General features: G+C 69.0%; 22 protein-coding genes and 1 pseudogene. 12 read left to right on the top strand and 11 right to left on the bottom strand.

All coding sequences use genetic code 11. The annotated features are described in order from the left end of the window. Window positions 1-564: 564 nt before the first annotated feature. The 4 genes from SAOR_RS06765 to SAOR_RS06750 all read right to left on the bottom strand — a co-directional run bounded on the left by SAOR_RS06765 (window position 565) and on the right by SAOR_RS06750 (window position 4,214). The gene (locus tag SAOR_RS06765) at window positions 565-1,335 is read right to left on the bottom strand and encodes a uroporphyrinogen-III synthase (protein ID WP_123630762.1); all 771 of its coding nucleotides are present in this window, start codon (window positions 1,333-1,335) and stop codon (window positions 565-567) included. A 152-nt stretch (window positions 1,336-1,487) separates the two neighbouring features. Continuing rightward, complete coding sequence (gene hemC / locus SAOR_RS06760; protein WP_123630761.1) at window positions 1,488-2,408, bottom strand: hydroxymethylbilane synthase; 921 nt, start codon at window positions 2,406-2,408, stop codon at window positions 1,488-1,490. A 28-nt stretch (window positions 2,409-2,436) separates the two neighbouring features. Next, window positions 2,437-3,168 carry a LytR/AlgR family response regulator transcription factor gene (locus SAOR_RS06755; protein WP_123630760.1) on the bottom strand — a complete coding sequence of 244 codons (732 nt, stop codon included), beginning with the start codon at window positions 3,166-3,168 and terminating at the stop codon, window positions 2,437-2,439. After that, complete coding sequence (locus tag SAOR_RS06750; protein ID WP_123630759.1) at window positions 3,168-4,214, bottom strand: sensor histidine kinase; 1,047 nt, start codon at window positions 4,212-4,214, stop codon at window positions 3,168-3,170. Before SAOR_RS06750 ends, SAOR_RS06755 begins: the two co-directional genes overlap by 1 nt. Window positions 4,215-4,314: 100 nt before the next feature. Between SAOR_RS06750 and argH the strand changes: the two genes are divergently transcribed. After that, complete coding sequence (argH, locus tag SAOR_RS06745; RefSeq protein ID WP_123630758.1) at window positions 4,315-5,700, top strand: argininosuccinate lyase; 1,386 nt, start codon at window positions 4,315-4,317, stop codon at window positions 5,698-5,700. 76 nt (window positions 5,701-5,776) lie between these two features. Beyond that, the gene (locus SAOR_RS06740) at window positions 5,777-6,289 is read left to right on the top strand and encodes a DUF1269 domain-containing protein (RefSeq protein WP_123592158.1); all 513 of its coding nucleotides are present in this window, start codon (window positions 5,777-5,779) and stop codon (window positions 6,287-6,289) included. 66 nt (window positions 6,290-6,355) lie between these two features. On the opposite strand, the gene SAOR_RS06735 is transcribed toward SAOR_RS06740, so the two are convergent. Continuing rightward, window positions 6,356-7,222, bottom strand: coding sequence for an NAD(P)-dependent oxidoreductase (locus SAOR_RS06735; RefSeq protein WP_123630757.1), 867 nt, complete (start codon window positions 7,220-7,222; stop codon window positions 6,356-6,358). Between the two features lie 82 nt (window positions 7,223-7,304). Here SAOR_RS06735 and SAOR_RS06730 point away from each other — a divergent pair, with 82 nt between their 5' ends. Further along, on the top strand, window positions 7,305-10,562 hold the full coding sequence (locus SAOR_RS06730) for a DUF748 domain-containing protein (RefSeq protein WP_123630756.1): 3,258 nt from the start codon (window positions 7,305-7,307) through the stop codon (window positions 10,560-10,562). A 256-nt stretch (window positions 10,563-10,818) separates the two neighbouring features. On the opposite strand, the gene speA is transcribed toward SAOR_RS06730, so the two are convergent. Next, window positions 10,819-12,657: an arginine decarboxylase gene (gene speA / locus SAOR_RS06725; protein WP_123630755.1), complete on the bottom strand. Its 1,839-nt coding sequence runs from the start codon at window positions 12,655-12,657 to the stop codon at window positions 10,819-10,821. Window positions 12,658-12,715: 58 nt separating this feature from the next. Between speA and speE the strand changes: the two genes are divergently transcribed. Beyond that, window positions 12,716-13,561 (top strand): polyamine aminopropyltransferase, encoded by an 846-nt coding sequence (gene speE, locus SAOR_RS06720; RefSeq protein ID WP_123630754.1) that lies wholly within the window; start codon window positions 12,716-12,718, stop codon window positions 13,559-13,561. On the opposite strand, the gene SAOR_RS06715 is transcribed toward speE, so the two are convergent. Continuing rightward, complete coding sequence (locus SAOR_RS06715; protein WP_123630753.1) at window positions 13,558-14,595, bottom strand: hypothetical protein; 1,038 nt, start codon at window positions 14,593-14,595, stop codon at window positions 13,558-13,560. The genes speE and SAOR_RS06715 overlap by 4 nt on opposite strands. Before the next feature lie 198 nt (window positions 14,596-14,793). Here SAOR_RS06715 and SAOR_RS06710 point away from each other — a divergent pair, with 198 nt between their 5' ends. From SAOR_RS06710 to SAOR_RS06695, 4 genes are all read left to right on the top strand, one after another. Then, window positions 14,794-14,991, top strand: a complete 198-nt coding sequence (locus SAOR_RS06710; RefSeq protein ID WP_123591108.1) for a CsbD family protein — start codon at window positions 14,794-14,796, stop codon at window positions 14,989-14,991. 68 nt (window positions 14,992-15,059) lie between these two features. Continuing rightward, a complete protein-coding gene (gene thpD / locus SAOR_RS06705; RefSeq protein WP_123630752.1) occupies window positions 15,060-15,995 on the top strand; it encodes an ectoine hydroxylase in 936 nt (311 codons plus the stop codon). 69 nt (window positions 15,996-16,064) lie between these two features. Next, window positions 16,065-16,508: a host attachment protein gene (locus SAOR_RS06700; protein ID WP_123630751.1), complete on the top strand. Its 444-nt coding sequence runs from the start codon at window positions 16,065-16,067 to the stop codon at window positions 16,506-16,508. A 165-nt stretch (window positions 16,509-16,673) separates the two neighbouring features. Further along, entirely contained in the window at window positions 16,674-16,850 is a 177-nt protein-coding gene (locus SAOR_RS06695) for a DUF1328 domain-containing protein (RefSeq protein WP_123630750.1), read from the top strand. A gap of 85 nt (window positions 16,851-16,935) precedes the next feature. On the opposite strand, the gene SAOR_RS06690 is transcribed toward SAOR_RS06695, so the two are convergent. Next, entirely contained in the window at window positions 16,936-17,568 is a 633-nt protein-coding gene (locus SAOR_RS06690) for a response regulator transcription factor (protein ID WP_123630749.1), read from the bottom strand. A 134-nt stretch (window positions 17,569-17,702) separates the two neighbouring features. Here SAOR_RS06690 and SAOR_RS06685 point away from each other — a divergent pair, with 134 nt between their 5' ends. Continuing rightward, a complete protein-coding gene (locus SAOR_RS06685; RefSeq protein WP_123630748.1) occupies window positions 17,703-18,941 on the top strand; it encodes a PAS domain-containing sensor histidine kinase in 1,239 nt (412 codons plus the stop codon). Between the two features lie 214 nt (window positions 18,942-19,155). Here SAOR_RS06685 and SAOR_RS06680 read toward each other — a convergent pair whose 3' ends face one another. The 3 genes from SAOR_RS06680 to SAOR_RS06670 are packed head-to-tail and all read right to left on the bottom strand — an operon-like array spanning window position 19,156 to window position 21,542. Next, complete coding sequence (locus tag SAOR_RS06680; RefSeq protein ID WP_123630747.1) at window positions 19,156-19,584, bottom strand: hypothetical protein; 429 nt, start codon at window positions 19,582-19,584, stop codon at window positions 19,156-19,158. 30 nt (window positions 19,585-19,614) lie between these two features. Next, a complete protein-coding gene (locus SAOR_RS06675) occupies window positions 19,615-20,331 on the bottom strand; it encodes a glutathione S-transferase family protein (RefSeq protein ID WP_123630746.1) in 717 nt (238 codons plus the stop codon). Further along, window positions 20,328-21,542 (bottom strand): CaiB/BaiF CoA transferase family protein, encoded by a 1,215-nt coding sequence (locus SAOR_RS06670; protein WP_123630745.1) that lies wholly within the window; start codon window positions 21,540-21,542, stop codon window positions 20,328-20,330. Before SAOR_RS06670 ends, SAOR_RS06675 begins: the two co-directional genes overlap by 4 nt. 114 nt (window positions 21,543-21,656) lie before the next feature. On the opposite strand from SAOR_RS06670, the gene purT reads away from it, so the two are divergent. From purT to SAOR_RS06655, 3 genes and pseudogenes are all read left to right on the top strand, one after another. Then, window positions 21,657-22,847 carry a formate-dependent phosphoribosylglycinamide formyltransferase gene (purT, locus tag SAOR_RS06665; protein ID WP_123630744.1) on the top strand — a complete coding sequence of 397 codons (1,191 nt, stop codon included), beginning with the start codon at window positions 21,657-21,659 and terminating at the stop codon, window positions 22,845-22,847. A gap of 150 nt (window positions 22,848-22,997) precedes the next feature. Then, a pseudogene (locus tag SAOR_RS06660) lies at window positions 22,998-23,180 on the top strand (hypothetical protein); the annotation flags it as partial. Between the two features lie 534 nt (window positions 23,181-23,714). Then, a complete protein-coding gene (locus SAOR_RS06655) occupies window positions 23,715-24,140 on the top strand; it encodes an OsmC family protein (RefSeq protein ID WP_123630742.1) in 426 nt (141 codons plus the stop codon). The last annotated feature ends 3 nt before the right edge of the window (window positions 24,141-24,143 follow it).

Genomic DNA, 24,143 nt, shown 5'->3' with positions numbered 1-24,143 from the left:
TCGTGTCTCCGGCGCTGCCTTTCGAGGTGTTCCTGTCGGGCGCGGTGCCGGTGGCCGGCGCACCGCGATCGGCCGCCGCCGTTTTGCCGCGGGGCGTTTCGCCCCGGGCTGCGGAGCTCGCCTTCGGCTTCGATTGACCGCCGGCGGTCGCCCCCTTGTCGGATGCGGGCGCCGCCTTGCCGCCGGACTTCGCGGACGCGCCCGAGCCGGCGGTGTTCGCCTTGCCGGCAGCGGTCCCGGCTGCGCCCTTGCCGGACTCAGACTTACCGGGCTCTGCTTTGCCGGGCGCTGGTTTGCCGGACGCTGGTTTGCCGGACGCTGCCTTATTGGGCTCGGCCTCACTGGGCTCGGCCTTATTGGGCTCAGCCTTAGAGGGCTCCGCTTTAACGGGCTCCGCTTTGCCGGACTTCGACTGGCCGCTATCGGCGGTCGAACCGGACCCGCCGCGCGCACCGGCGCTCGGGTTATCGGCGGAGTCCTCGCCGCGGGCGCCCGAACCGGACTGGGCGTCTTTGCGCTTATCTTCGCTCATGGAATGCCGGATTCCCCCGATACCGTTGACCGCTATTGTCGATCGCCTCGCCAGACCCGCGCAAGCGCGGTCACCACTGCCTCGCCGCTCATGCGGTCGACGACGACGGGCGCGCGGGTCCAGCCCTGGCCTTGATCGGCCTGTTGTACCACACGCCTGCTCGGCGCCACCAACCGGAGCCGTGCCAGCGCCGCCCGGTGATCGTCGCCGGCCAGCGTCAGCAGATGCGCCAGCGCCTCGCCGCTGGTCACGACGACGGCGTCGGCGCGGTCCAGCAGCCGGGCCAGCCGCGCCGGCCCGATGTCGGCGCCCCGGCGACGATAGAGCGCAACCCGCGTCACGGCGGCACCGCGTGCGGCGAGCGTGTCCGCGAGCGCCGTGCGGCCACCCTCGCCCGACAACACCGCCGCGTGCTGGCCGTGAAGTGCCGCGAGGCTCTCGAGCGCGAGCAGCCGCTCGCTGGTGAACGCGCCCGACGGTCGCGCCACCGGCCGGCCGCTGGCGGCTTCCAGCGCGTCGGCGCTGGCTGCACCCACGCCGTAGAGCGTGCCTTGCGGCGCGAAATCCGGTTTGAGCCGCCACGCCGCATCCACGGCGTTGGTACTGGTGGCAAGGATCCGGTCGGCCGCCTCGGCCGCGATCAGGCCGGCGCGGGCCGCCTCGATGTCGGCCGGCGGTTCGATCGTGAGCAGCGGCTCGCGAAGCACCGTGGCGCCGGCGGCCTCGAGGGCGGCCGCCCAGCCTTCGGCCTGGTGCGCCGGCCGTGTCAGCCAGACCCGACAGCCGCTCAGCGGCACGCGCATGACCTAGCGTCCCGCGACGTGTCGCGACATGGCGTCCGAACGATGTGTCGTGACGGACGCGAGTCGGTCACGCGCCGCATCGGCGACTCGGGCCATGACCGCAGCGGGGGCCGGAGGATTGGAATCGCGCATCGAATCCGCCCCGCGGTGCACTAGGCGAGATCCGCGAGGATGCGGTCGGCGCCGGCGGCCAGCAGACGCTCGGCCAACGCCTGGCCGAGACCCGCCGCCTCGCCGGTGGGCCCCGAGATCTCGTCGCGCACCATCACGCTGCCGTCGGGCTTGCCCACGGCCGCGCGCAGCCACAGCGTGCTGCCGTCGTGCTCGGCGTGTGCGGCGATGGGCAGATGACAGCTGCCCTCCAGGCGCGCGTTGACCGCGCGTTCGGCGTCGACACGGATATGGGTGTATTCGTCGTCGAGGGCGGCGATCCGGCTCGCCGTGACCTCGTCGTCGGCGCGGATCTCGATGCCGAGCACGCCCTGGCCGATCGCCGGCAGGCTCTGCTCCGGGGTGAGCGCGCTGCGGATGCGCGCGGCCAGTTCAAGCCGTTCCAGACCCGCGCAGGCCAGCAGGATGGCGTCGTACTCGCCGGCGTCGAGCTTGGCCAGACGTGTCTGGACATTGCCGCGCAGGTTGGCGATCTCCAGATCGGGGCGCAGATGCTTGAGCATGGCCGCGCGCCGCAGGCTGGAGGTCCCGACCCGCGCGCCCGCGGGCAGGGCTTCGACCGAGTCGTGATCGTTGGAGACGAAGGCGTCCAGCGGACTACCGGGCGCCAGCACCGTCGGCAGCGCGAAGCCGGGCGGCAGTTCCGCGGGCACGTCCTTCATCGAATGCACCGCCAGATCCGCCTCGCCGTCGGCGAGCGCCGCCTCGAGCTCCTTGAGAAACAGCCCCTTGCCACCGATCTCGGCCAACGGCCGATCGAGGACGCGATCCCCCTCGGTGCGGATGGGCAGCAGGACGACTTCGACCTCGGGCAGCGCGGTCTGGAGGCGCACCTGGACATGGCGGGCCTGCCAGAGCGCGAGCTCGGACTGACGGGTGGCGATGCGAAGCGTCTGCGTCATGGGGCGTTCCTCGGTGTGGGCGGACGGCTCAGGATTCGAGCAGGGTACGCACGTCGGCCAGCCGGCGGCGGCTGACCGGCACGCTGTCGGCCACGTGGCGCAGCGTGATGCGGGCATCGCCCTGGCCGTCGAAGCGCAGCCCGGTGATATGGCGACAGGCGACCAGCGCCTTGCGGTGGATGCGCATGAACGCCGGCGCCAATGACTGTTCCAGTGTCAGCAGCGACTGGTCGATGAGCATCTCGCCGGTGCGATGATAGACGGTGGTGTATTTGCGGTCGGCCCAGAAATACAGGATGTCGTCGACCGCCACGCGGTCGATGCCGTCACGCGTACGCGCGGTGACGTAACGCGGTGATGCCTCGCCGTCGCCGTGATCGGCGAGCGCGGCCAGCTGGGCCCGGCTCGGCCGCCGGGCACGCGCCAGCGCGGCGGCGAGATCGTCGCGGCGCACGGGCTTGAGCAGATAGCCGGCGGCATGGCTGTTGTGGGCCGACAGCGCGTGCTCGCTGTACGCGGTGACGAAGATCACCGCCGGTGGCAGCTCGGCTTCGGCCAGAATCCGCGCCACCGCGAGCCCGTCCATGCCCGGCATGTGCACGTCGAGCAGCACGGCGTCGGGCGCCTGTTCGCGCACGCAGCGCAGCGCCGTCTCGCCGTCGCCGGCCTCGGCGGCGACGCTGCAGTCGGAACAGTCGGCGAGCAGGCGGCGAAGCCGCTCGCGGGCGAGCGGCTCGTCGTCGACGATGACCACTTTCATCACGAGTCGGGGCGGTCCTGGGGCAACTGCATGTCCACGATGAAACGCTGTTCGTCCCGGGCGATGTCGATGCGGGCCGTGTCGCCATAGCGTAACGCCAGTCGCCGGCGGATGTTGACCAGCGCCTGTCGGTTGCCGGGCGCGGCCGGCGCGTCGGCGGCCAGCGGATTGGTCACGCGCACCACCAGCATTCGCTCCCGCAGACCCGCGGCCACGCCGACCGTGCCGCCGGCCGGCAGGCGCGCCACCCCGTGTGCGATCGCGTTCTCGACCAGCGGCTGCACCATCAGCGCCGGCAGGCGGCAGCCGCGCGCGGCCGGATCGATGTCGAAATCCAGGGTCAATCGCTCACCCAGGCGCAGCTGCTCGATGCGCACATAGGCCTCGACCAGCACCAGCTCGTCGGCCAGCGCCACCACGTCCGGCGCGTCGTCGGCCAGGCGCGCGCGCAGCAGGGCCGCCAGATCCTCGAGTGCCCGCTCGGCCGCGGCCGGCCGGGCGGCGATCAGCGCGGCCACGCTGTTGAGGCTGTTGAAAAGAAAATGCGGCTCGATCCGCGCCTGCAGCGCCTCCAGGCGCGCCTGCACCTCCGCCCGGGCATGCTGCCGCCAGGCCGAGCGCAGCCAGAAATAGCGCAGGGCCAGCGCGGCGACCACGGCACAGATGCCCAGGCTGCGCGCGACGAACGCCAGATGACCGGCCGGGCCGAACAGCGGCGAAAAGCCGGCGTAGCGGCCGGCCACGAACGTGATCTCGGTGATCGCGAAGGTCACCGCCAGCAGGATCAGATAGGCCAGTGCGACCACCCCGCGCGCATCCAGATGCCCGGCATGGCGGCGCACCAGACACAGCGCGGCAGCGCTGCAGATCCCGATCCACTGCAGATAGACCGACAGCAGCAGCAGCCGTCGCGGCAGCGCCGCCGGGTCGGCCTCGCCCAAAGCCAGCACCACCGCCACGGCCTCGCAGACCAGAAGCACGTGCAGCACGCGCGACCCGGTGCAGAAGTCCGGCAGGAATTCGACGGGTTCGCGCGCGGCCTGCATGCACGCGAGTGTTCGACCCCGCCGGGCGAGCGTCAAGCCGGGCCCGGGCGCTCGGCGTTGCTATACTCGCGCGCCGGCACCCGCGGCAGAGCGAGACATCATGGGCAGCAGCGACAGTCATCAGACCTGGGGCGGACGGTTCTCCGAGGGCCCGGACGCCCGGGTCGCGGCCTTCACCGAGTCGGTATCCTTCGACGCCCGGCTGGCCGCCCACGACATCCGCGGCTCCATCGCCCATGCGCGCATGCTGGCACGCGTGGGCGTGCTGACCGACGCCGAGTTCGACGCCACCGCGGCCGGGCTCGAGGCCATCGGCGAACGCATCCGGGCGGGCGACTTCGTCTGGGACCCGGCCCTCGAGGACGTGCACATGAACATCGAGGCGCGCCTGACCGAGGACATCGGCGCGCTCGGCAAGAAGCTGCACACGGGCCGCAGCCGCAACGACCAGATCGCCACCGACATCCGCCTCTGGCTGCGCGACCGGCTCGACGCGCTGAGCGCGGAGGTGGCCCGGCTGCGCGCTGCGCTCGTCGATCTGGCCGAGCGCGAGGCCGACACCATCATGCCGGGCTTCACCCACATGCAGGTCGCCCAGCCGGTGACCTTCGGCCACCACATGCTGGCCTGGCAGGCCATGCTCGCCCGCGACAGCGAGCGGTTGGCCGAGGTCCGGGCGCGCGTGAACCGCCTGCCACTGGGCGCGGCCGCACTCGCCGGCACGACCTTTCCCATCGATCGCGAGATGGTCGCCGCGGAGCTCGGCTTCGACAGCGTGATCGACAACTCGCTGGATGCGGTCTCGGATCGCGACTTCGCCATCGAGTTCGTCTCCGCGGCCGCACTCGTGATGACGCATCTGTCGCGCTTCTCCGAAGAGCTGGTGCTCTGGATGAGCCCGGCCTTCGGTTTCGTCGATCTACCCGACCGCTACTGCACGGGCTCGTCGATCATGCCGCAGAAGAAAAACCCCGACGTGGCCGAGCTGGTCCGCGGCAAGACCGCCCGCGTCAACGGCCATCTGGTCTCGCTGCTCACGCTGATGAAGGGCCAGCCGCTGGCCTACAACCGCGACAATCAGGAGGACAAGGAGCCGATCTTCGATGTCGCCGACACCGTCATGGCCAGCGTGGCCCTCTATGCGGACATGATGCCGCACGTCACAGTTTACGCCGACACCTGTCGCGAGGCCGCCCGCCAGGGCTTCGCCACCGCCACAGATCTGGCCGATTATCTGGTGCGCCGGGGCGTGGCCTTCCGCGACGCCCACGAGATCGTGGGCCAGAGCGTCCAGCACGCGATCCGGGTCGGCTGCGACCTGGCCGAGCTGGATCTGGCCACACTGCAGGGTTTTTCCGAACACATCAGCGCCGACGTCTACGAGGTGCTCACCCTCGAGGGCTCCGTCGCCGCCCGCGATCACATCGGCGGCACCGCCCCGGCGCAGGTGCGCGCGGCCGCGGCCCGGGCCCGTCACACGCTCTGAGCACGGCGGCTGCATCCCCGGAACACACACGCGGCGTACGAGTCCAACGAACATCGCTCCGACAACGGATAACCGTATGAAGCGCCGACTCTATTTTCTGCTGCCCGATATCGAGACCACCCAGCGCGTGGTCGACGATCTGCTGCTCGCACGCGTGACCGAGAACGACATGTACGTGGTCGCGCGCGAGGACGCCCAGACCCGCGACCTGCCGCAGGCCGGCGTCTCCCAGACCTCGGATCTGGCCGGATCGGCCGAACGCGGTGCGGCCGCGGGCGGCGTCACCGGGGTTCTGGCCGGCCTGGCCGCGATGGCGTTCCCGCCGGCCGGTATCGCCGTTGGCGGCGGCATGGTCGCCGCAACCGGCCTGGGTGGCGCCGGCTTCGGTGCCTGGGTCTCGAGCATGATCGGCATCCGCCACAACAACGCCAAGGTCGAGCAGTACGAGCAGGCCATCCGCGACGGCCGCGTGCTGATGATGGTCGACGTCGATGACGGCCGGGTGGACGAGATCCAGAACGTGGTCCGTGACAACCATCCCGACGCCCGCATCGAGGGCACCGATCCGCACAAGCCGGCTTTTCCGTAGACATCGGCCGCGGCGGCGCCCGGCCGGCAGCATACCGCCACCGGCCGGGCCCGTCGGCCCGTCGAGCTAGCGTTCGAACAGATCCCGCCGGGCGCGATAGAGCGCGGAGATGTCCTCCTCGCCGTAGCCGTCTTCGATCAGCTGCTCGTATTCCTCGCGCGTGGCCGCCGACAGCGGCAGGCTGCCGCCGTTTAGCTCGGCCATGTGCAGGCAGATGCCGAGATCCTTGTAGTGGTGCTTCATCTTGAAGCCCGGATCGAAGACATCGCGGACCATGGTCTTGCCACGGTGGTTGACGAACCAGTTGCCGGCCGCGCCGGAGCCGACCACATCCACCACCTTCTCCAGCGGCAGATCCAGCGCCGCGGCGAAGCGCATGCCTTCGCAGACGGCCTGATTGATACCGGCGCAGAGGATCTGGTTGACGGCCTTGGTCGCCTGGCCGCTGCCGACCCCGCCCATGTGGGTGATGCTCGCGCCCATGGCCTCCAGCACCGGCGTCGCGCGCTCGAAGACCGCCTCGTCGGCGCCGACCATGATCGAGAGCGTGCCCTTCTCGGCGCCCTCGGTGCCGCCGGAGACCGGCGCGTCCACGAAGGCCGCACCCTTGCGGGCCACGCGCTCGGCGGCCTCGCGGGCGGTGTCGCTGGCGACCGTCGAGCAGTCGATGACCACGTGCCGCTCGGTCAGACCGTCGACGATCGCGTCCACCATGGCGAGCACATCGGCGTCGGCACTCACGCAGAGCACGATCGCCTCGGCCTCGGCGGCGACATCCGCCGGGTCGGCGACGGCCTTGACGCCGTAGCTGTCCGCGAAAGCCTTGGCCGTTTCCGCGGTGCGGTTGTAGACGGCCGTCAGCAGCCCGGCCTTGTGGAGATTGGCGGCCATGCCGTGGCCCATGCCGCCGAGACCGATGAAAGCGGTGTTCATGTTGTGCCCTGCGTTGAAACGTGTCGGAAAACCAGAGGCCGATGATAGGCTCTTGTGCTGACGCGGCCAATCGACCCTTCGGATGACACTCACCCGCGGCCTGCGCCGCATTCTCTACGCGCTCGCCGCCCTCGCCGTCGTCATCGCCGCGGTGATCATTGGCGCGCCCCACGCGGCGCGCGCCTTGACGATCCATTATCTGTCGACCCAGGGGGTGACCGCGACCATCGACGCGGTCGACGTCAATCTGTTCACGGGCCGTATCGAGTATCGAAACGCCCGCGGCGAAACGGACGCCGGCGACGGCTTCGAGATCGGCCGGCTGGCGGTGTCGATCGACTATCCGCCGCTGTTATCCAAGCGGATCAGCCTGTCCCGGTTCGCCCTCGAGGAGGCCACGATCGACATCCGGCGGACCGCGGACAACAACCTACGCGTGGCCGGCGTGCCCGTGACGGGCGGCGGCAGCAGCGACGGAGGCGGCGGCTGGGGGTTCGCGCTGCACCGGCTCACGGTCGACGGCCTCGCCCTGCACTACCGGCAGCCGGAGATCGGCGACCAGCCGGCCATCGACCGCGAGATCGTGTTCGACCAGTCCGGCGCCCGCGACCTGGTGACCTGGCAGACCGACAATACGGTGTCGGTGGACGCCGACATGACGGTGGGCGAAGGCCGCATCGGCCTCGAGGGACGCGTGGTGCCGTTCGGCGACGAGCTCAGCGCGCAATTCGAGATCGAGACGAACGCTCTGCGGCTGGAGCTGCTGAGCCCGGTCGCCCGGCGCGGCGGCCTCAAGACCTTCACCGGCCGGCTCGACGCCGAGCAGCGCGTCGATCTGCGCTATCGGGCCGACAGCGGCCTCGACATGGACGTCGAAGGCGAGGCCGAATGGCGCGACTCGCGCCTGGCCCTGGGCGACGGGGTCACGGCGGCCAGTCGACAGGCCGATTGGTCGGGCCGGGTGACCATGCGCCTCATGCGGGCCGACGGCGAACCCGGCTCGATCGAGACCGACGGCCGGCTGGACACCGCCGATCTCGATCTGCAGGCCGGCGGCTCGAGCGGCCTCGAAGCGGACAGCGCCCACTGGCAGGGCAGCACGCGCACCACGCTGACCGCCGACGGCATCCGCGCGGGGCTCGACGGCACGCTCTCCGGGCAAAACATGAGCCTGACGTCCGGCAGCGACACCCGCCTGCACGCCGATCGCTTCGACAGCCGCGGCACGACCCGCATCGACATCGCCACGGCCGAGGGCGCCCCCGGCCGCATCACCACCGACAGTGCCCTCGATGCCACCGGGCTGGATATCCGCGGCCCGGCCGGCTTCTCGCTACGCCAACCCCAGGCGCATTGGCAGGGTACGAGCACGACCACGTTCGCCGCCGCAGGCCCGCGCATCGAGACCGACGGCCGGCTGACGGCCGGGGAGTCCACGCTCTCGGCCAGCGGCGGGACGCGCTTCGAAAGCCCCGGCTTCGAATGGCAGGGCACCACCGCCACCACCCTCGCGGCGGAGGCGACCACCGTGGACAGCGACGGCCGCCTGCAGGCCGAAGCACTCACCCTGGCCGTCGGCGACAGCCTGACCATCGACGGCACGAACCTCGACTGGCAAGGCACCACCCATACGGTCGCCGACGGCGCGGCCACGCGCATCGAGACCGACGGCACGCTGTCCAGCGCCGACTTCGCCTTTCGCGTACCGGAAAGCGGCGATTTCACTGCCGACACCCTGGAATGGCACGGCGACTTCTCGCTGGACATGGCCGCACTGACCGCCCGCCGGGCCCGGGGCCGCGTCATCGCGAGCGAGGCCCGCACGAGCATCGCCGGCGCCGACCTCGCCATCACGAGCCAGCGCATCGTGTTCAACGGCGAGTACGCCGAGCAGCCCGCCGGCGACACGCTGCGCCTGAGCGTGGACGGCGACGTCGACGGGCACGAGTTCGCGGTCATGAACACCGCCATCGACGCGGCCTGGGTGTCGATGCTGCAGGGCTACGCCAAGCACCTGTCGATCGACGGCCTCGACGACATCGCACTCGAGTCGCTGGAGACCAGCGGCCTGCGCCTGCTCGGCGACACGAACACCGACGTGGCCGTGCTCGAGGCCGTCACCGGCACGGCCCGCCGGTTCCGCCTGACCGATCTGCGCCATTATCGTCTCGCCGATCTCGACATCGCAGACGCCGATATCCATCTGCGGCGGGACGGCGGCGGCATGGGCGTGATCTCCGAATTCTTCGGCGGCGGCGCGTCGGACGCAACCGGCGGGACCAACGGCGACTCCGAGGGCGGCGCGGACTCGGACCCGGGCTCGACCTTCGCGCTCGATCATCTCGGCGTTTCCGGGCCGCGCATCCAGTTCCACGACGTCTCGGTGACGCCGGACGTCGCACTCAACGGCGCCAACATCAACTTCGTGCTGGAGAACCTGGACACCGGCCAGACCGACAACCGCGCCGAGTACCGCCTGGCTCTGGACGTCGGCGCCTACGGCCACCTCGACAGCCGCGGCGAGGTCTCGCCGATGGGCCGCGGCGGGCTCGACATGGAGGCGGATGCCTGGCTGCGCTCGCTCGCGCTGCCCCCGCTGTCCGGGTACATGAACGCCGCGCTGGGTCGACGCATCGCCGGCGGCGTCGCCGACGGCACGCTCTCGATCGACGCCACGAACGGCGAACTCGATGGCAACCTCGACACCACGCTGGCCAATTTCCGGCTCGCCGACGATGGCGGCCAGGCCACGGAGATCGCCTTCGGCATCAACATGGACACCGCGCTCGCGCTGGTGCGCGGCCAAGACGATCTCATCAACTTCGAGACCGCCATACTGGGCGATGTCAGTAACCCCTACTTCTCGATCCGCAATCTCGTGCGCGAGGCGATTCTGGCCGGCCTGCGCACCGCGCTCACCAGCGATTACTCGCCGGTCGGGCTGCTCAATCGCGCCAAGAACGCGATGATGGACCTGACGCGTTCGCTGGCCTCCCGGCCGGTGATCTTCGTGTCCGGCAAACACTACGTGCAATCCGAGGACCGGCTCTATCTCGCACGCCTGGCCCAGGCCATGCGCGAGGATACGTCCATCGAGCTGACCGTGACCGGGCACGCGGTACCGGGCGACCGCGACGGCATGGCGCTGTTCCACGGCGAGGAGGTCGACGTGCAGAACGCGCTCGACCTGCGCGAACTGGCGCGCCTGCGCGGCGAGGCGGTGCGTGACTATCTGGCCGCGCGCAACGTCAACCCGGACCGCATCACCACCCGCGAACCGGTGGTCGAGCGCAGCGAGGCGGCCCGACCGCGGGCGACCTTCACGATCTCCGGCAACTAGCGGCCCCATCGGGCTCCGTCTCCCCGAAGGCCGGCCTGGGCGTCAAAGGCACGGTACGGCGTCGACGCGGACCGGCCGGCCGGCGGACCACGGTGCCGGTGCTCGCGCAGTGAGTCACTGAACCGCAAGGGAGCAACCGAAACAGGCTGTGGGCGACCGCCGGACGGGCCGTCGCCGCGTCACGCCCACACCGGAGCGCCGCGCCGTGCCGGATCTTGAAGGGGCAGCGCCGGGCCCGACGACGCGTGGACGACGGCTACCCGTCGAGCAGGTAGGTATAGCCGGCCAGGCCGGCCTCGAGCAGGGCTTCGGTCTCGCGGCGGGCCTCGGCGCCGAGACCGGCCGCCGCGAGCTTGCGGCGATAGGCCACGCGTAGGGCCTCCGGTTCGAAATGCACATAGCGCAGCAGCTCGTCGGCGCGATCGCCCTGCTCGGCCCCGGCCAGACGCCAGCCCTCGCCGTCGATCTCGACGTTGACCACATCGGTGTCGCCGAACAGGTTGTGCATGTCGCCGAGATTCTCCTGGTACGCCCCGACCAGGAAGATGCCGAGGCGATAGGGACTGCCCGGCTCGAGGGCGTGCAGCGGCAGGCTCGCGTCGAGGCCGTCGTCGTCGACGTAGCGGTCCATGCGGCCGTCCGAGTCGCAGGTGAGATCGCACAGCCGGGCGCGCTCGGTCGGGCGCTCGTCCAGGCGCGACAGCGGCATCACCGGAAAGACCTGGTCCAGCGCCCACACGTCGGGCACCGACTGGAACACCGAGAAGTTGACGAAGTACTTGCTGGCGAGCTTGTCGCGGGCGGCGGTGACCGCGGCCCGGTCGTCCGCGCCCGCGGGCTCGATCGCGGCGATCGCGCGGTGAACGGCGACGGCCTCGCGCTCGGCCGCGGCGCGCTCGACGAGTCCGATCTCGCCGGCGGTGAAGCGGCGCTGGGTATCGGCCAGCCGCGCCTGGACGCGATCGAGCCGGGCGCTCGGCGACAGGCTGTCGTCGAGCGTGGCCGCGGCCGCCGCGAGCGGCGATTCGCTGTCGATGACCTGGGTGAGCAGCACGGCGTGGTGGGCGGTCAGCGCCCGCCCCGATTCGCTGATCAGATCGGGCTGCGGCAGGCCGGCGTCGCCGCAGACCCGGGCCAGCGCCCCCACCACCAGTTCGGCGTAGTCGGGCACGCCATAGTTCATCGAACAGAACGAACGCGCGCCGCGGCCTTCGTAGTCCACCGCCAGCCCGCCGCCGACGTCCACGCAGTCCACCGGCGCGCCGAGTTCGCGCAGGGCGCGATAGAGATGCGCGGTCTCCTCCATGGCGCGGGCCAGCGCCGCATGGTCGGCGACCTGGGAACCGACGTGCACATGCAGCATGCGCACGCAATCGGCATAGCCCAGTGTCGCCAGCTGGTCGATGGCGGCGACGACCTGATCGGCGGTCAGACCGAACTTGGACTTCTCGCCGCCGGTGTTCTGCCAGTGGCCGGCGGCGACGCTGGCCAGGCGCACGCGCAGGCCCAGCCGGGGGCGCACGCCCAGCGTATCGGCGAGCGCGGCGATCGGTGCCAGTTCCGACGGCTTCTCGACCACGATGTAGACGCGGTGGCCGATCTGTTGCCCGGCCAGGGCCAGACGCAGGAACGCCCGGTCCTTGTACCCGTTGCAGACGATCGTGCTGCCCGGCTCGGCCAGCGCGAGCACGGCCATGAGCTCGGGCTTGCTGCCGGCCTCGAGGCCGGCACGGGAGCCGCCGGCGGCGACCAGGTGCTCGACCACGGCCCGCTGCTGATTGACCTTGACCGGGTAGACCACGGTGTAGCGGCCGGCGTAGGCGTGGCGCTCGCAGGCCGCGGCGAAGGCGTCGCAGAGCCGGTTGATGCGATCGCCCAGGATGTCGGTGAAGCGCACGAGCACCGGCAGCCGCAGCCCGGCCTGCTGGATCTCGTCGGTCAGCGCATCGAGATCGATCGCGGGCGCGCCGGGGCGGGGCCGGGCCTCGAGCGTGCCGGCCGCGCCGATATCGAAATAGCCCTCGCTCCACGTGGCCACGCGGTACAGGGCGCGGGCATCGTCGAGGCACCAGGCCGGGTCATGAGAGCGGTCCATCTTTTATACTGCGCGTCCTGGGTTCGACAGACGCCGTCTACGGCGGGACGACACGCGCATGGTACTGGATCGCCACTGGTATACCGAAACCAGCGACACGCTGGGCATGGGGCTCGCCCTCAGGCTGCGGCAGACGCTGCACGAGGAAACCTCGCCCTACCAGACGATCGCGGTCCACGAGACCGAGACCTTCGGCCGGCTGCTGACGATCGACGGACTGGTGATGCTCACCGACCGCGACAATTTCATCTATCACGAGATGATGACCCACCCGGCGCTGTTCGCCCACGGCGCGGCAAAGCGCGTCGTCATCATCGGCGGCGGCGACTGCGGCACCCTGCGTGAAGTGCTCAAGCACGATAGCGTCGAGCGCGCCACGCAGATCGAGATTGACGAACGCGTGACCCGGGTGGCGGAACAGTATTTCCCGGCCCTGTGCGAATCCAACGGCGATCCGCGCGCGACCCTCGCCTTCGAGGATGGCGTCGCCTGGATGCAGAACGCGCCGGACGCCTCGGTGGATCTGATCATCATCGACAGCACCGACCCGATCGGCCCCGCCGAGGGTCTGTTCAACGAAGCCTTCTATCGCCAGTGCCACCGCGTGCTCGCCGCCGGCGGCCTGCTGGTGCAGCAGAGCGAGTCGCCGCTGGTCCACGGCGAGTTGATCGGCTCGATGCACGCCGGCCTTGCAGGCGCGGGCTTCGCCGACACGCACCTGCTGGGTTTCCCGCAGCCGACCTACCCCACCGGCTGGTGGTCGGCCACGCTGGCCGCCCGCGACCCGGGCGCGCTGCGCGCACCCGAATCCGCGCCGGCCTTCGAGACGTTCTATTACACGCCGGCCGTCCACACCGCCGCCTTCGCGCAGCCGGCCTTCATGGCCCGGATCCTCGGCGGCTAGCGGCCGGCCGCCAGCGCCTGTTCGCAGGCGTCCGATCCGTAGAAAGCGGCCAGCCGGCGGCGGATGAAGGCTTCCAGCAGTCCGGTGTCGGCCAGGCCCTCGATGACGTCGGGGGCCAGCGTGGCGGCCTCGCGGCACAGCAGGTCGCGGTCGATGCCCACGTGCCCCAGCAGTTCGGCAATCGAGGCGTCGCCGTAATGCGCGAAGTACGAACGCACGCCGGAATCCACGAGCTGGCCGACGTATTCGGTCTGGCGCAGTTCCTGCCAGATGCGCAGGCCGTAGTCGACGAGCGTCTGCAGCTCATGGGTGTCGATCACCTCGCCGGGAGCCAGCGGCCGATCGTGAATCTCCTGCCAGATCTCGTCGGCGATGGCACGGATGCGCTCGGCGTCGAGCGATTCGATCATGCGCTGCTGGCTGCGCGCCAGCGTCTTCATGGTGTTGTTCTCGATATAGGCGCGCACGCGCTTTTCGACCTGCTCCTCCAGCCCCGGCATGCGCCGACCGATCGCACTCGTCGAGCCCTTGATCAGTGACGACACCCCGGGGATCGACTTGATCGCGCCGGTGTCGGAGAAGATGTAGTCCTTGATGCCCTGGTACAGGACATCGGAGGCCAGCGCCGAGTAGACCGGGCTGTCGAGGGCACGCTCGATCAGGCGGGCGCGCAGCTCTTCGAGTTCGATGAACAGCGCCACGCCGTCATCGAAAAGGGTCTGATCGATCACGTCCTGCACCCGCGTGCGGCGATTGACGTCGAGCCGGATCAGATCGTCCACGATCGTGCCGATGACCGCGGCCAGACGATCCGGCAGCGGCATATCCAGCGCCAACCGCTCGGCCGTCGCGGCCACGGTGTCGGCGTCGATCACGTCGGTGAGCGCGGTGGCCTGCGCCCAACGCCAGAAGGCATCGACCTCGGCTTCCAACGCCTGCGGCGCCGCGTCGCCGCGCCACTGCGACAGCTCGAAGGCCACGTGCGCCTCGAAAAGCGCCTGCGCGGCCGAACTCATCTGCTGAGACTGTGTCATGGGCCAATGAAACGGTTGGGTGGAACCGCGAGCTTACGCGTTTAACCCGGTCTCCCGCGAGTGGCCCGCCGCGGCCTGCCCGGGCGACGCAACGGCGCGATAAAACACGGAAGGTGCTTACGTAAAAGCCCGGATTGAGAGGTCTCCGCCACGCGCATAGCTTACAGGCACACACACGGCGAACAGCAAGGAGCCGTCATGAACGAAGACCAGTTCGAGGGCAAGTGGGACCGCATGAAGGGCAAGGTCCGCGAGCACTGGGGCCGCCTGACCGACGACGACGTCGAGGAAGTGCAGGGCCGGCGCCAGAACCTGCTCGCCAAGATTCAGGAAAAGTACGGCGACACGAAGGAAGCGGCCGACGAGAAACTGCGCGAGTTCGAGCGCCGCTTCTGAGACCGCGCCCGCGCGCCAGCCGCGCGGCGCCCCGTGACGCCTCCGACGATGGAAAGAGGATGAACGCTATGCAACAGGACGACTACATCACCCGCACAGCGCAGCCCGAGCCGCGCTACATGCGTCGCGATCCGGTGGTCCACTCGCCGTCGGACAGCCGCTGGAACGGCCCGCTCGGCGAGGTCGCACTGTCGAACTTCGAGCGCGACGGCTTTCTCTGGTTCGAGGGCTTCTTCTCCCAGGAACGTATGGCGCCGTTCTTCGAGGAGCTCGAGGACATGAGCCGCGACGAGGATCTACTCAAGAAGGACGGCGTGGTGCGCGATCCGAAATCGGGCGCCGTGCGTTCGGTGTTCGACATGCACCGCATCTCGAGCCGCTTCGCCGAACTCACGCGCGATCCGCGCATTCTCGGCATGGTGCGCCAGCTGCTCGGAGGCGACGTCTATATCCATCAGTCGCGCATCAACGACAAGTACGGCTTCCAGGGTGCTGGCTTCGACTGGCATTCGGATTTCGAAACCTGGCACGCCGAGGACGGCATGCCGCGCATGCGCGCCATCAGCGCGTCGATCATGCTCACCGACAACAACGAGTTCAACGGCCCGCTGATGCTCATTCCGGGCTCGCACCACCAGTTCGTGCCCTGCCAGGGCGCCACGCCGGACGACAACTGGAAGAGCTCGCTCAAGGCGCAGGAGGCCGGCGTCCCGAGCCAGAAGAATTTGCAGGACCTGGTCAATCGCGGTGGCATCGCCGCGCCCAAGGGCCCCGCGGGCTCGCTGCTGCTGTTCGAGTGCAACGTGCTGCATGCGTCGAACTCGAACATGTCGCCCTGGCCGCGCTCGAACCTGTTCTTCGTCTACAACAGCGTCGAGAACGCCCTGGTCGAGCCGTTCGCAGCCGACAATCCGCGGCCGTCGTTCCTCGCCAACCGCGATACGCCGGAACCGCTGCAGATGCACGATCCGTATATCGACACCCCCGTCCGGCGTTCGGCGTAACGCCGGGCCCCGGCCCGGGCGGCGCGAGGCATCGCGTCGCCCGGTCACTCGTCAAAGCGGAGGCCGACCATGGCCGAACAATGGATACTGGTCGCGGATGCGTCGCGTGCGCGCATCTTCTCGCGTGGCGGCGATCACGGCGCGCTGAAAACCGTGGACACGCTCGAGCATCCCCAGTCGCGGGCCCACGAAGGAGACCTGCGTACCGGCGGCAAGGGCACGAGCCACGACCAGGCCGGCGAAGGCGAGCGGCAGTCGGATCCGCAGACCACGACGATGGAAAAACATGCGGACATCTTCGCCCGGCAGATCGCCGAACGGCTGAAGTCGGGCTTCAACGATACCGCTTTCAGGCATCTGGTTCTGGTGGCCGAGCCCGCCTTTCTCGGGCGGCTTCGCGAGCAGATCGATGCCCCGATGAACCGCTCGGTGGCCCATACCATCGACCGGAACTGGGCGCAGCACGACAGCACTTGGATCGCGAAGCAGCTCGACAAACAGCTGGGGAATTGACGTCGTCGACCACCGGACATGGTGGGCGCCGCCGATTCTCGTTCATAATGCAGTGGCGCGCGGAGACCACGTGACGCCGACGGCTGCCGGGCAGCTCGTCGACCGAGCGCCCTGCCGCGTGCACGCGATCAATGCGTGTGCATCAATTCGAACCGGAGACCGAATATGCTGGGCTGGGCCGTCACTTTCTTCATCATCGCCATCATCGCCGCAATCTTCGGATTCGGCGGCATCGCCTCGGGCGCCGCGGGCATCGCCAAGATACTGTTCTTCATCTTCCTGGTGCTGTTCGTCATCGCCCTGGTGTCCAACGCGGTCCGCGGGCGCGGACCCAAGCTGTAGCGCTGTCGGTCGATACGACGATACGTCGAGAGCGCCGCCGACATTCATTGCCGGCGGCGTTTTCGTGTCCGCTCGGGCGCGACCTTCAGGAGGGCGTTTCCGGCATCTCCACGTAGTGCCCGGCGGTGAGCCAGATCCGCACCAGATGCGGCAGCGATTCCGCCCCCAGCTTCTGCATGATGTGCACGCGGTGTGTTTCCACCGTACGCGCGCTGATGCCGAGCCGGCCGGCGACCTGCTTGTTCGCGAGCCCGTCGACGATCATCTGCAGGACCTGCTTTTCGCGCGGCGTGAGAGTATCGATCAGCGAGGCGTGCTGACGCGCGTCGCGCTGGCCGCGTTCGGCATCGGCATCCGCGTCGGTCAGCGTGGAGACCTTCTGCAGCAGCAGCTGCGGGTCGAACGGCTTCTCGACGAAATCGACGGCGCCGAGGCGCATGGCCGAAACCGCGTGCTCGACATCGCCGTAGGCACTCATCATGATCACACTCACGGGCACGCGGCGGGCGATGAGCTCCCGCTGCAGCTCGAGCCCGTCCATGCCCTGCAGGCGCAGATCGACGAGCGCGCAGCCGTCGACTTCGGCGCTATGAGCCAGAAAGGCGTCCGCGCTGGAATAGCAGTGCACATCGAAGCCGGATTTACTCATCAATGATTTCAACGACTCACGCACGCTCGCGTCGTCGTCCACGATATGAACACTGGTACGTGAGCTCATGAAGCGTTCCGGCAATCGATCAATCAGGCGAGCAGGATGCTCTTTTTAAATTAAATGCCCGTCAAAAACAACCCGCGCGCCAACATATTGCGTCGTACACGCCTACGGCGCCCGACATCCAGCACAGGCAAGCCATGAGCAACACGACGTCCGACACGCAGGCGCCCGAACCGATCGCAGATCTGGACCAGGCCCGGGAACGCATCCATCAGCTGGAAAAGGATCTGACCGAGGAGCGCGCCCGATGCGAGGCCGCCCAGAACAACGAGCGCTGTTTCCGGGAGCTCGCCGAACACATCCGCGAGGTGTTCTGGATGACCAACCCGGCGGGCGACCAGCTGGTCTACATCAGCCCGGCCTATGAGCATATCTGGGGCCAGACCTGTGAATCCCTCTACGAGGATCCGGGCAAACGCCTCGCCTGGGTGCACGACGACGACCGTCAGGAGGTGCTCAAGGCCTTCAAGCGCGATGCCCGCAACGGCGACTACGACAAGGTCTTCCGCATCAACCGCCCCGACGGCGAGATCCGCTGGATACGCGACCGCGCCTGGGTCGTGCACGACGACGATGGCGAAATCTACCGCCTGGCGGGCTTCGCGCTCGACATCACCGATCGAATCGAGACCAACGATCGCATCAGCCGGCTGCATACGGTGATCGATGCGCGCGAACGCATGAGCGCGTTCGCCGCGCTCGGCACGGGCCTGGCACACGACATCAGCCAACCTTTGACGGCGGCCCGCAACTATATCGCCGAGGCGCGTCAGAGCGCCGACATGGCCGATGCGACGCCGCTGGCGAACGCCGACCAGGAGATCGCACGCGCAGTGGACACGCTGCGCCATCTGCGCGATTTCGCCCGTGAAGGCAAGCCCACGCTCAAGCAGCAGCGCCTGGCGCCCTTGATCAATGACATCCACCAGCTGCTCGACCCCGCCCTGCGCAGCCGACAGGTTCGCTACGAAGGCCCACCCGCCAGCGAACTGGACAACATCGAACTGCCGCTGGACCGGATATTCGCCCAGCAGATCCTGCGCAACCTGATCGAGAACGCCACGGACGCCTTCGCGGACGCCCCGAGCGACGAACTCCGCCTCGTGCGCGTGCAGGTGACCGGTACGGACGACACCGTCGACATCGAGGTCTCGGACAACGGTCCGGGCGTCGAATCCGACATCGACCCCTTCGAGCCCTTCAACACCACCAAGGCGGACGGGCTGGGTCTGGGGCTATCGGTGAGCCGATCACTGGCCCGCAGCCATGGCGGCGACCTGGTGATCGCCGACCGCGGGGGTCAGGACAGCCGGACCCGTTTCGTACTCAGCCTGCCCCGGCAACAGAGCGAGGCGCGGAGCGTCGAGGCGGTCTGAGCCCAGCGGGCAAAGGACAGCGCCCGGCCTGGCGGATCCCGCGATAGCAGCAATGCGGCTGCACGAGCCGAGCAGAGCCGGAGCGCGCTCGTAAGGCCATTGTGTCGGCCGGCCCGTCGGGTGCAGCCGCCGCGGGATCGAAGACGGATCGTCGACCCACGGCGAGCTCGCGCCGGCGACTCGACCGCGGCGCCGGCACCGCCCGCCCACGGCGCTAGCGCGGCGGGTGCATCACCCGCATGAACACCGCGAGCCCGAGCCCCCAGGCGCCGTTGACGGCCAGGGCCACGCCGATGCGCGGCAGCGTCAGCCCCTCGACCAGCGCCTCGACGTCCTGGCCGTTCTTGAGCCAGCTCACCAGCGTCAACGCCACCAGACTGGGAAAGACGGCACCGAGAATGATCGCGCCGACGTAATAGCCGGCCGCCAGGGCATTGCGGATGAGCAGCCACAGCAGCATGCCCCACAGCCCGCCGAACAGCGCCGCCGAGATCACCGCAGGCACGCCGAACGGCGGCACCGGCGTCATGTTCCAGGGCGTGGCGTCGATCACGCCCTGAAAGTCCAGCAGCCAGACGGCGCCCTGGTGAAAGCTCAGCACGGCGAGAAAACCGGCAATGAATGCCTTGACGAATGCGAACATGAAATCCTCTCGAGTGAATGACGCGCCGGCTCAGTCGGCGTCCGGTCGCACGGTATCCGCGGTCTGGTTGAACAGGCGCGCGCGGGCGGCCTCGGATTTCGGCTGACCGCCGCGCATCTCCTTGCCGAGATCGACCCCGCGCTGGACCGCGGGACGGTCCTTGACGCGTGCCCGCCAGGCGGCGACGTTCGGGAAATCGTCCAGCGGCTGTCCCATCGCCTTGGCGATGAGCACCCACGGCCAGTTGATGATGTCGGCCACGCTGTAGCACTCGCCGACCAGCCAGTCGCGGCCGGCCAGACGCCGCTCGAGCACGCCCAGGCAGCGGTGATACTCGCCGCGGTAACGCGACAGCGCGTAGGCGTGGTCGCCACGGGCATAGTTGACGAAATGGCTCATCTGGCCGCCCATCGGCCCGAGATTGCCGACCTGCCAGAACAGCCACTCGTCGATTTCCTTGGCCAGCCGCGGCGACGTCGGCATGAATTGGCCGCTCTTCTCCGCGAGATAGCGGAGGATGGCGCCGGACTCGAAGATGGGCAACGGCTCGCCGCCATAGGCCGGGGCCGGATCGTGATCGACGATGGCGGGCATGCGGTTGTTCGGCGAGATCGCCAGGAAGGCAGGCGCGAACTGGTCGCCGGCGTTGATATCCACGGGCACCAGCCGATAGTCCAGCCCGCACTCCTCGAGCATGATCGAGACCTTCCAGCCGTTGGGCGTGGGCCAGTAGTAGAGATCGATCATCGTTCGTCTCCTCCGCTGCGGTAGGCCCCGCCGGCGACGCCGGTGTCGAACAGCTCGGCGATGGCGGCGGCGTCGTAGCCGTGCTCGGCGAGCACGGCGGCGGTGTCGGCGCCGAGGGCCGGCGCGCCGCGCGGGTCGTCCACCGGCATCGCCGAGAACCGCGCGGCCGGCCGCGCCTGGCGCAGGCGCCCGGCCTGGTCGTGGTCGGTCTCGATCAGGATCGCGTTGGCCGCGATCTGTTCGTCGTCGATGAGCTCCGTGCGGGTGAGCACCGGCGCGCAGGGCACCCCGAACTCGGACAGTCGCGCCAGCCAGTGCGCGGCGCTGTCGGTGGCCAGCGCCTCCTGCGTCAGTGCCAGCCGGGCGTCGATGTTGTCCTGGCGATCGGCCGGCGTGGCGAAACGCGGGTCGTCGTTCCACTCGGGCTTGTCGAGGGCCGCGATCAGCGCCTGCCACTCGCGATCGGTCTGGACCGCCACGCTGATGTAGCCGGTGGTGGTCTCGTAGATGAGATCGATGAAGCTCGCCGCCCGCGCCTGGTCGAATTCATCGCCGACGAAGGTCTGACTGTTCATGTCGGAATGCCAGAGGAAATCGATCACGGCGTCGAGCATCGACACCCGCACGTGCTGGCCGGGCGCGCCGCCGGCCCGTGCGAGCAGCGCCGCCGTGATCGCCTGGGCGGCGACATAGCCGGTGAGCTTGTCCGGCACGATCGTGCGCACCAGCCGCGGGCGGGCCTCGTCCGAGCCGCCCTGGATGCTGGCCAGGCTCGACAACGCCTGGACCAGCGGATCGTAGACCGGATAGCCGGCATAGGGCCCGTTCTCGCCGAAGCCGCTGATCGAACAATAAACGATGTCCGGGGCGACGGCGCGGATCGCGTCCTCGCCGATGCCCATGCGCTCGGCCACGCCCGGACGAAAGTTCTGGACGAACACATCGGCGTCGGCACACAGGGCCTTCAGCGCGGCGACGCCGGCCTCGGATTTCAGATCCAGCGCCACCGAGCGCTTGTTGCGGTTGTTGTTGAGATAGCTCGCCGAGAAACCGTGGCGCCGGTTGGACGCCAGCCGCGTGTAGTCGCCGACGTCGGGGCGCTCGATCTTGAGCACCTCCGCACCCTGATCGGCGAGCTGCATGGTCGCCAGTGGCCCGGACACCATGGCGGTCGTGTCGACGACGCGAAAACCGGATAGGGGAGCGTTCATGCGCGACAGTCTAATGCGGCGCCGCGTATGCGGAAACCTCGGCGAACGGCTTTCGCCGCCCGGGGCGCTCGGCGACAATGCAGTATTCGGATCACCGCCCCCGGACGCCTTCGCATGCACGCCATCGGCACCCCCTGTTCGGATACAGCCACGCGGGTGATGCTGCTCGGCGCCGGCGAGCTCGGCCGGGAGATCGCCATCGAACTGCAGCGGCTGGGCTGCGAGGTGATCGCCGTCGACCGCTACGCCAGCGCCCCGGCCATGGCCGTCGCGCACCGCTGGCAGGTGCTGGAGATGAACGATCCGGCGGCGCTGCGCGCCGTAGTCGAGGCCGAGGCGCCGGCGCTGATCGTGCCCGAGATCGAGGCGATCGCCACCGAGGCCCTGATCGAACTCGAGGCCGAAGGCCATCGCGTGGTACCCACGGCCCGGGCGACCCGGCTGACCATGGATCGCGAGGGCATACGCCGCCTGGCCGCCGACGAGCTCGGCCTGCCGACATCGCCCTTCCGCTTCGCCGAGACCGAGGCCGACTACCGCGCCGCGATCGAGGCGATCGGCCTGCCCTGCGTGGTCAAGCCGGTGATGTCGTCCTCCGGCAAGGGCCAGAGCACGCTGCGCGAGGCAGCTGACATAGACGCGGCCTGGCGCCACTCGCAGTCCGGCGGCCGCGGTCGTCGAGGTGCCGGCACGCGCATCATCGTCGAGGGCTTCGTCGAATTCGATTACGAGATCACCCTACTGACCGTGGTACACGCTGGCGGCACGAGTTTCTGTGCCCCCATCGGCCATCGCCAGGTCGACGGCGACTATCGCGAGTCCTGGCAGCCCCAGCCGATGAGTGATGCCGCGCGGGCAGAAGCCGAACGCCAGGCGGGCGCGATCACCGCCGCGCTCGGCGGCCGCGGCCTGTTCGGGGTGGAACTGTTCGTGGCCGGCGACCGGGTCTGGTTCTCCGAGGTCTCGCCGCGGCCGCACGACACCGGGCTGGTCACGCTGGCCAGCCAGGATCTGTCCGAATTCGCCCTGCATGCCCGCGCCATCCTCGAGCTGCCGATCCCGACCATCCGCCAGTACGGCCCGTCGGCCTCGGCGGTGATTCTCGGCGACGGCGAAAGCGACCGTCTACGCTACGCGGGGCTTGACCACGCCCTCGCCGCGCCGCAGACCTATCTGCATCTGTTCGGCAAGCCGGTGATACACGGCAAACGACGCCTGGGCGTGGCGCTGGCCCGAGGCGAGAACCTCGACGAGGCGCGCGATCGCGCCCGTTCGTGCGCGAACAAGGTACGCATCGAATACTGATTGCGCACAATCAATAGGGGAAAATCCCATTCATCTTCGGGAAAGCATTTTCTATCCTATACTTTCGTCTAGGTCCGCCATTGGGGGGGAGCGCTGCACGGCGTATGCACTCACGGGCCGATTCACCATCGATTCAAAAGGAGAACCGCTATGCACAAGAAACTGACCACGCTGCTGTTAGCCATGATGCTGGGCCTGGGCACCCTGACCCTGGCGGCCTGCGATAGCGACGGACCCGCCGAGGAAGCCGGCGAGAACATCGACGAAGCTGCGGACAACGCCGGCGACAGCATGGAAAATGCGGCCGAAGAGACCGAGGAAAGCATGGAGAATGCCGGCGAGAACATGCAGGACTCCATGGAAGAGGCCGGCGACGAGATGGCAGAGGAGACGGACGAGAACAGCTAAGACTCGTTCGCCCACCTCATCTTCGGCGCACGCCGGAGAGACAAGAGGCCCGTCGCGTGCAACGCGACGGGCCTCTTTCTTGCCCGTGACACCCGCAGCACGCGAGGCCGACGGCATCAATGGCGCCGTGTGAGGCCGGCGTAATCGGCGCAATCGAGGCGCCGCAGGAGCGTTCCGGATACACACGGCCCTCAAATCCCGGCGTCAGGATCACGGGTCGCTGAGCCGGACGATCCTCAAGCCGGGATGCGGCATCGGCCCACACCGCACACGCGACCTTTCGACGCACGGACGCGCATATCGGCTGGTGGCATCCATATCGCGCCCGTAGGCGGCGACAGCTCTCACGATGCCACGGCCCCGGCCAGCGACCCGTGCGTTTCGGTTGCACACAATTCGTGTAGCGAATGTGCGACGATCACAATGCTGATTCATCCATTCGACGCAAGGAGGGTAGTCATGCCCGTACGCAAGGCGAATGCCCAGTGGCAGGGCGATCTGAAGTCCGGCAAGGGCGACATGAAGCTCCAGAGCGGCGCCTACGAGGGCCAGTTCTCGTTCAAGACCCGCTTCGAGGAGGGCAACGGCACCAACCCCGAGGAACTGGTGGGCGCGGCTCATGCCGGCTGCTTCTCCATGCAGTTCTCGGCCATGCTCGCCGAAGCCGGTCACACGCCGGATTCCATCCAGACCGAGGCCAAGGTCCATTTCTCGATCGACGGCACCCCCACTATCGAGAAGATCGAGCTGATCACCCGCGGGCGGGTGCCGGGCATGGACGAGGCCGAGTTCAAGAAAACGGCCGAAGAAGCCAAGAAGGCTTGTCCGGTGTCGCGGCTCTACACGGGCGCGGAGATCGTGCTCGACGCTGCGCTGGACAGCTGAGCA

This window comes from Salinisphaera orenii subsp. orenii MK-B5 (assembly GCF_003788635.1).
GTDB classification, from domain to species: Bacteria; Pseudomonadota; Gammaproteobacteria; order Nevskiales; family Salinisphaeraceae; genus Salinisphaera; species Salinisphaera orenii.
The sequence above is the reverse complement of the archived record's forward strand: the minus strand, read 5'-3'. Positions and strand labels throughout refer to the sequence as shown.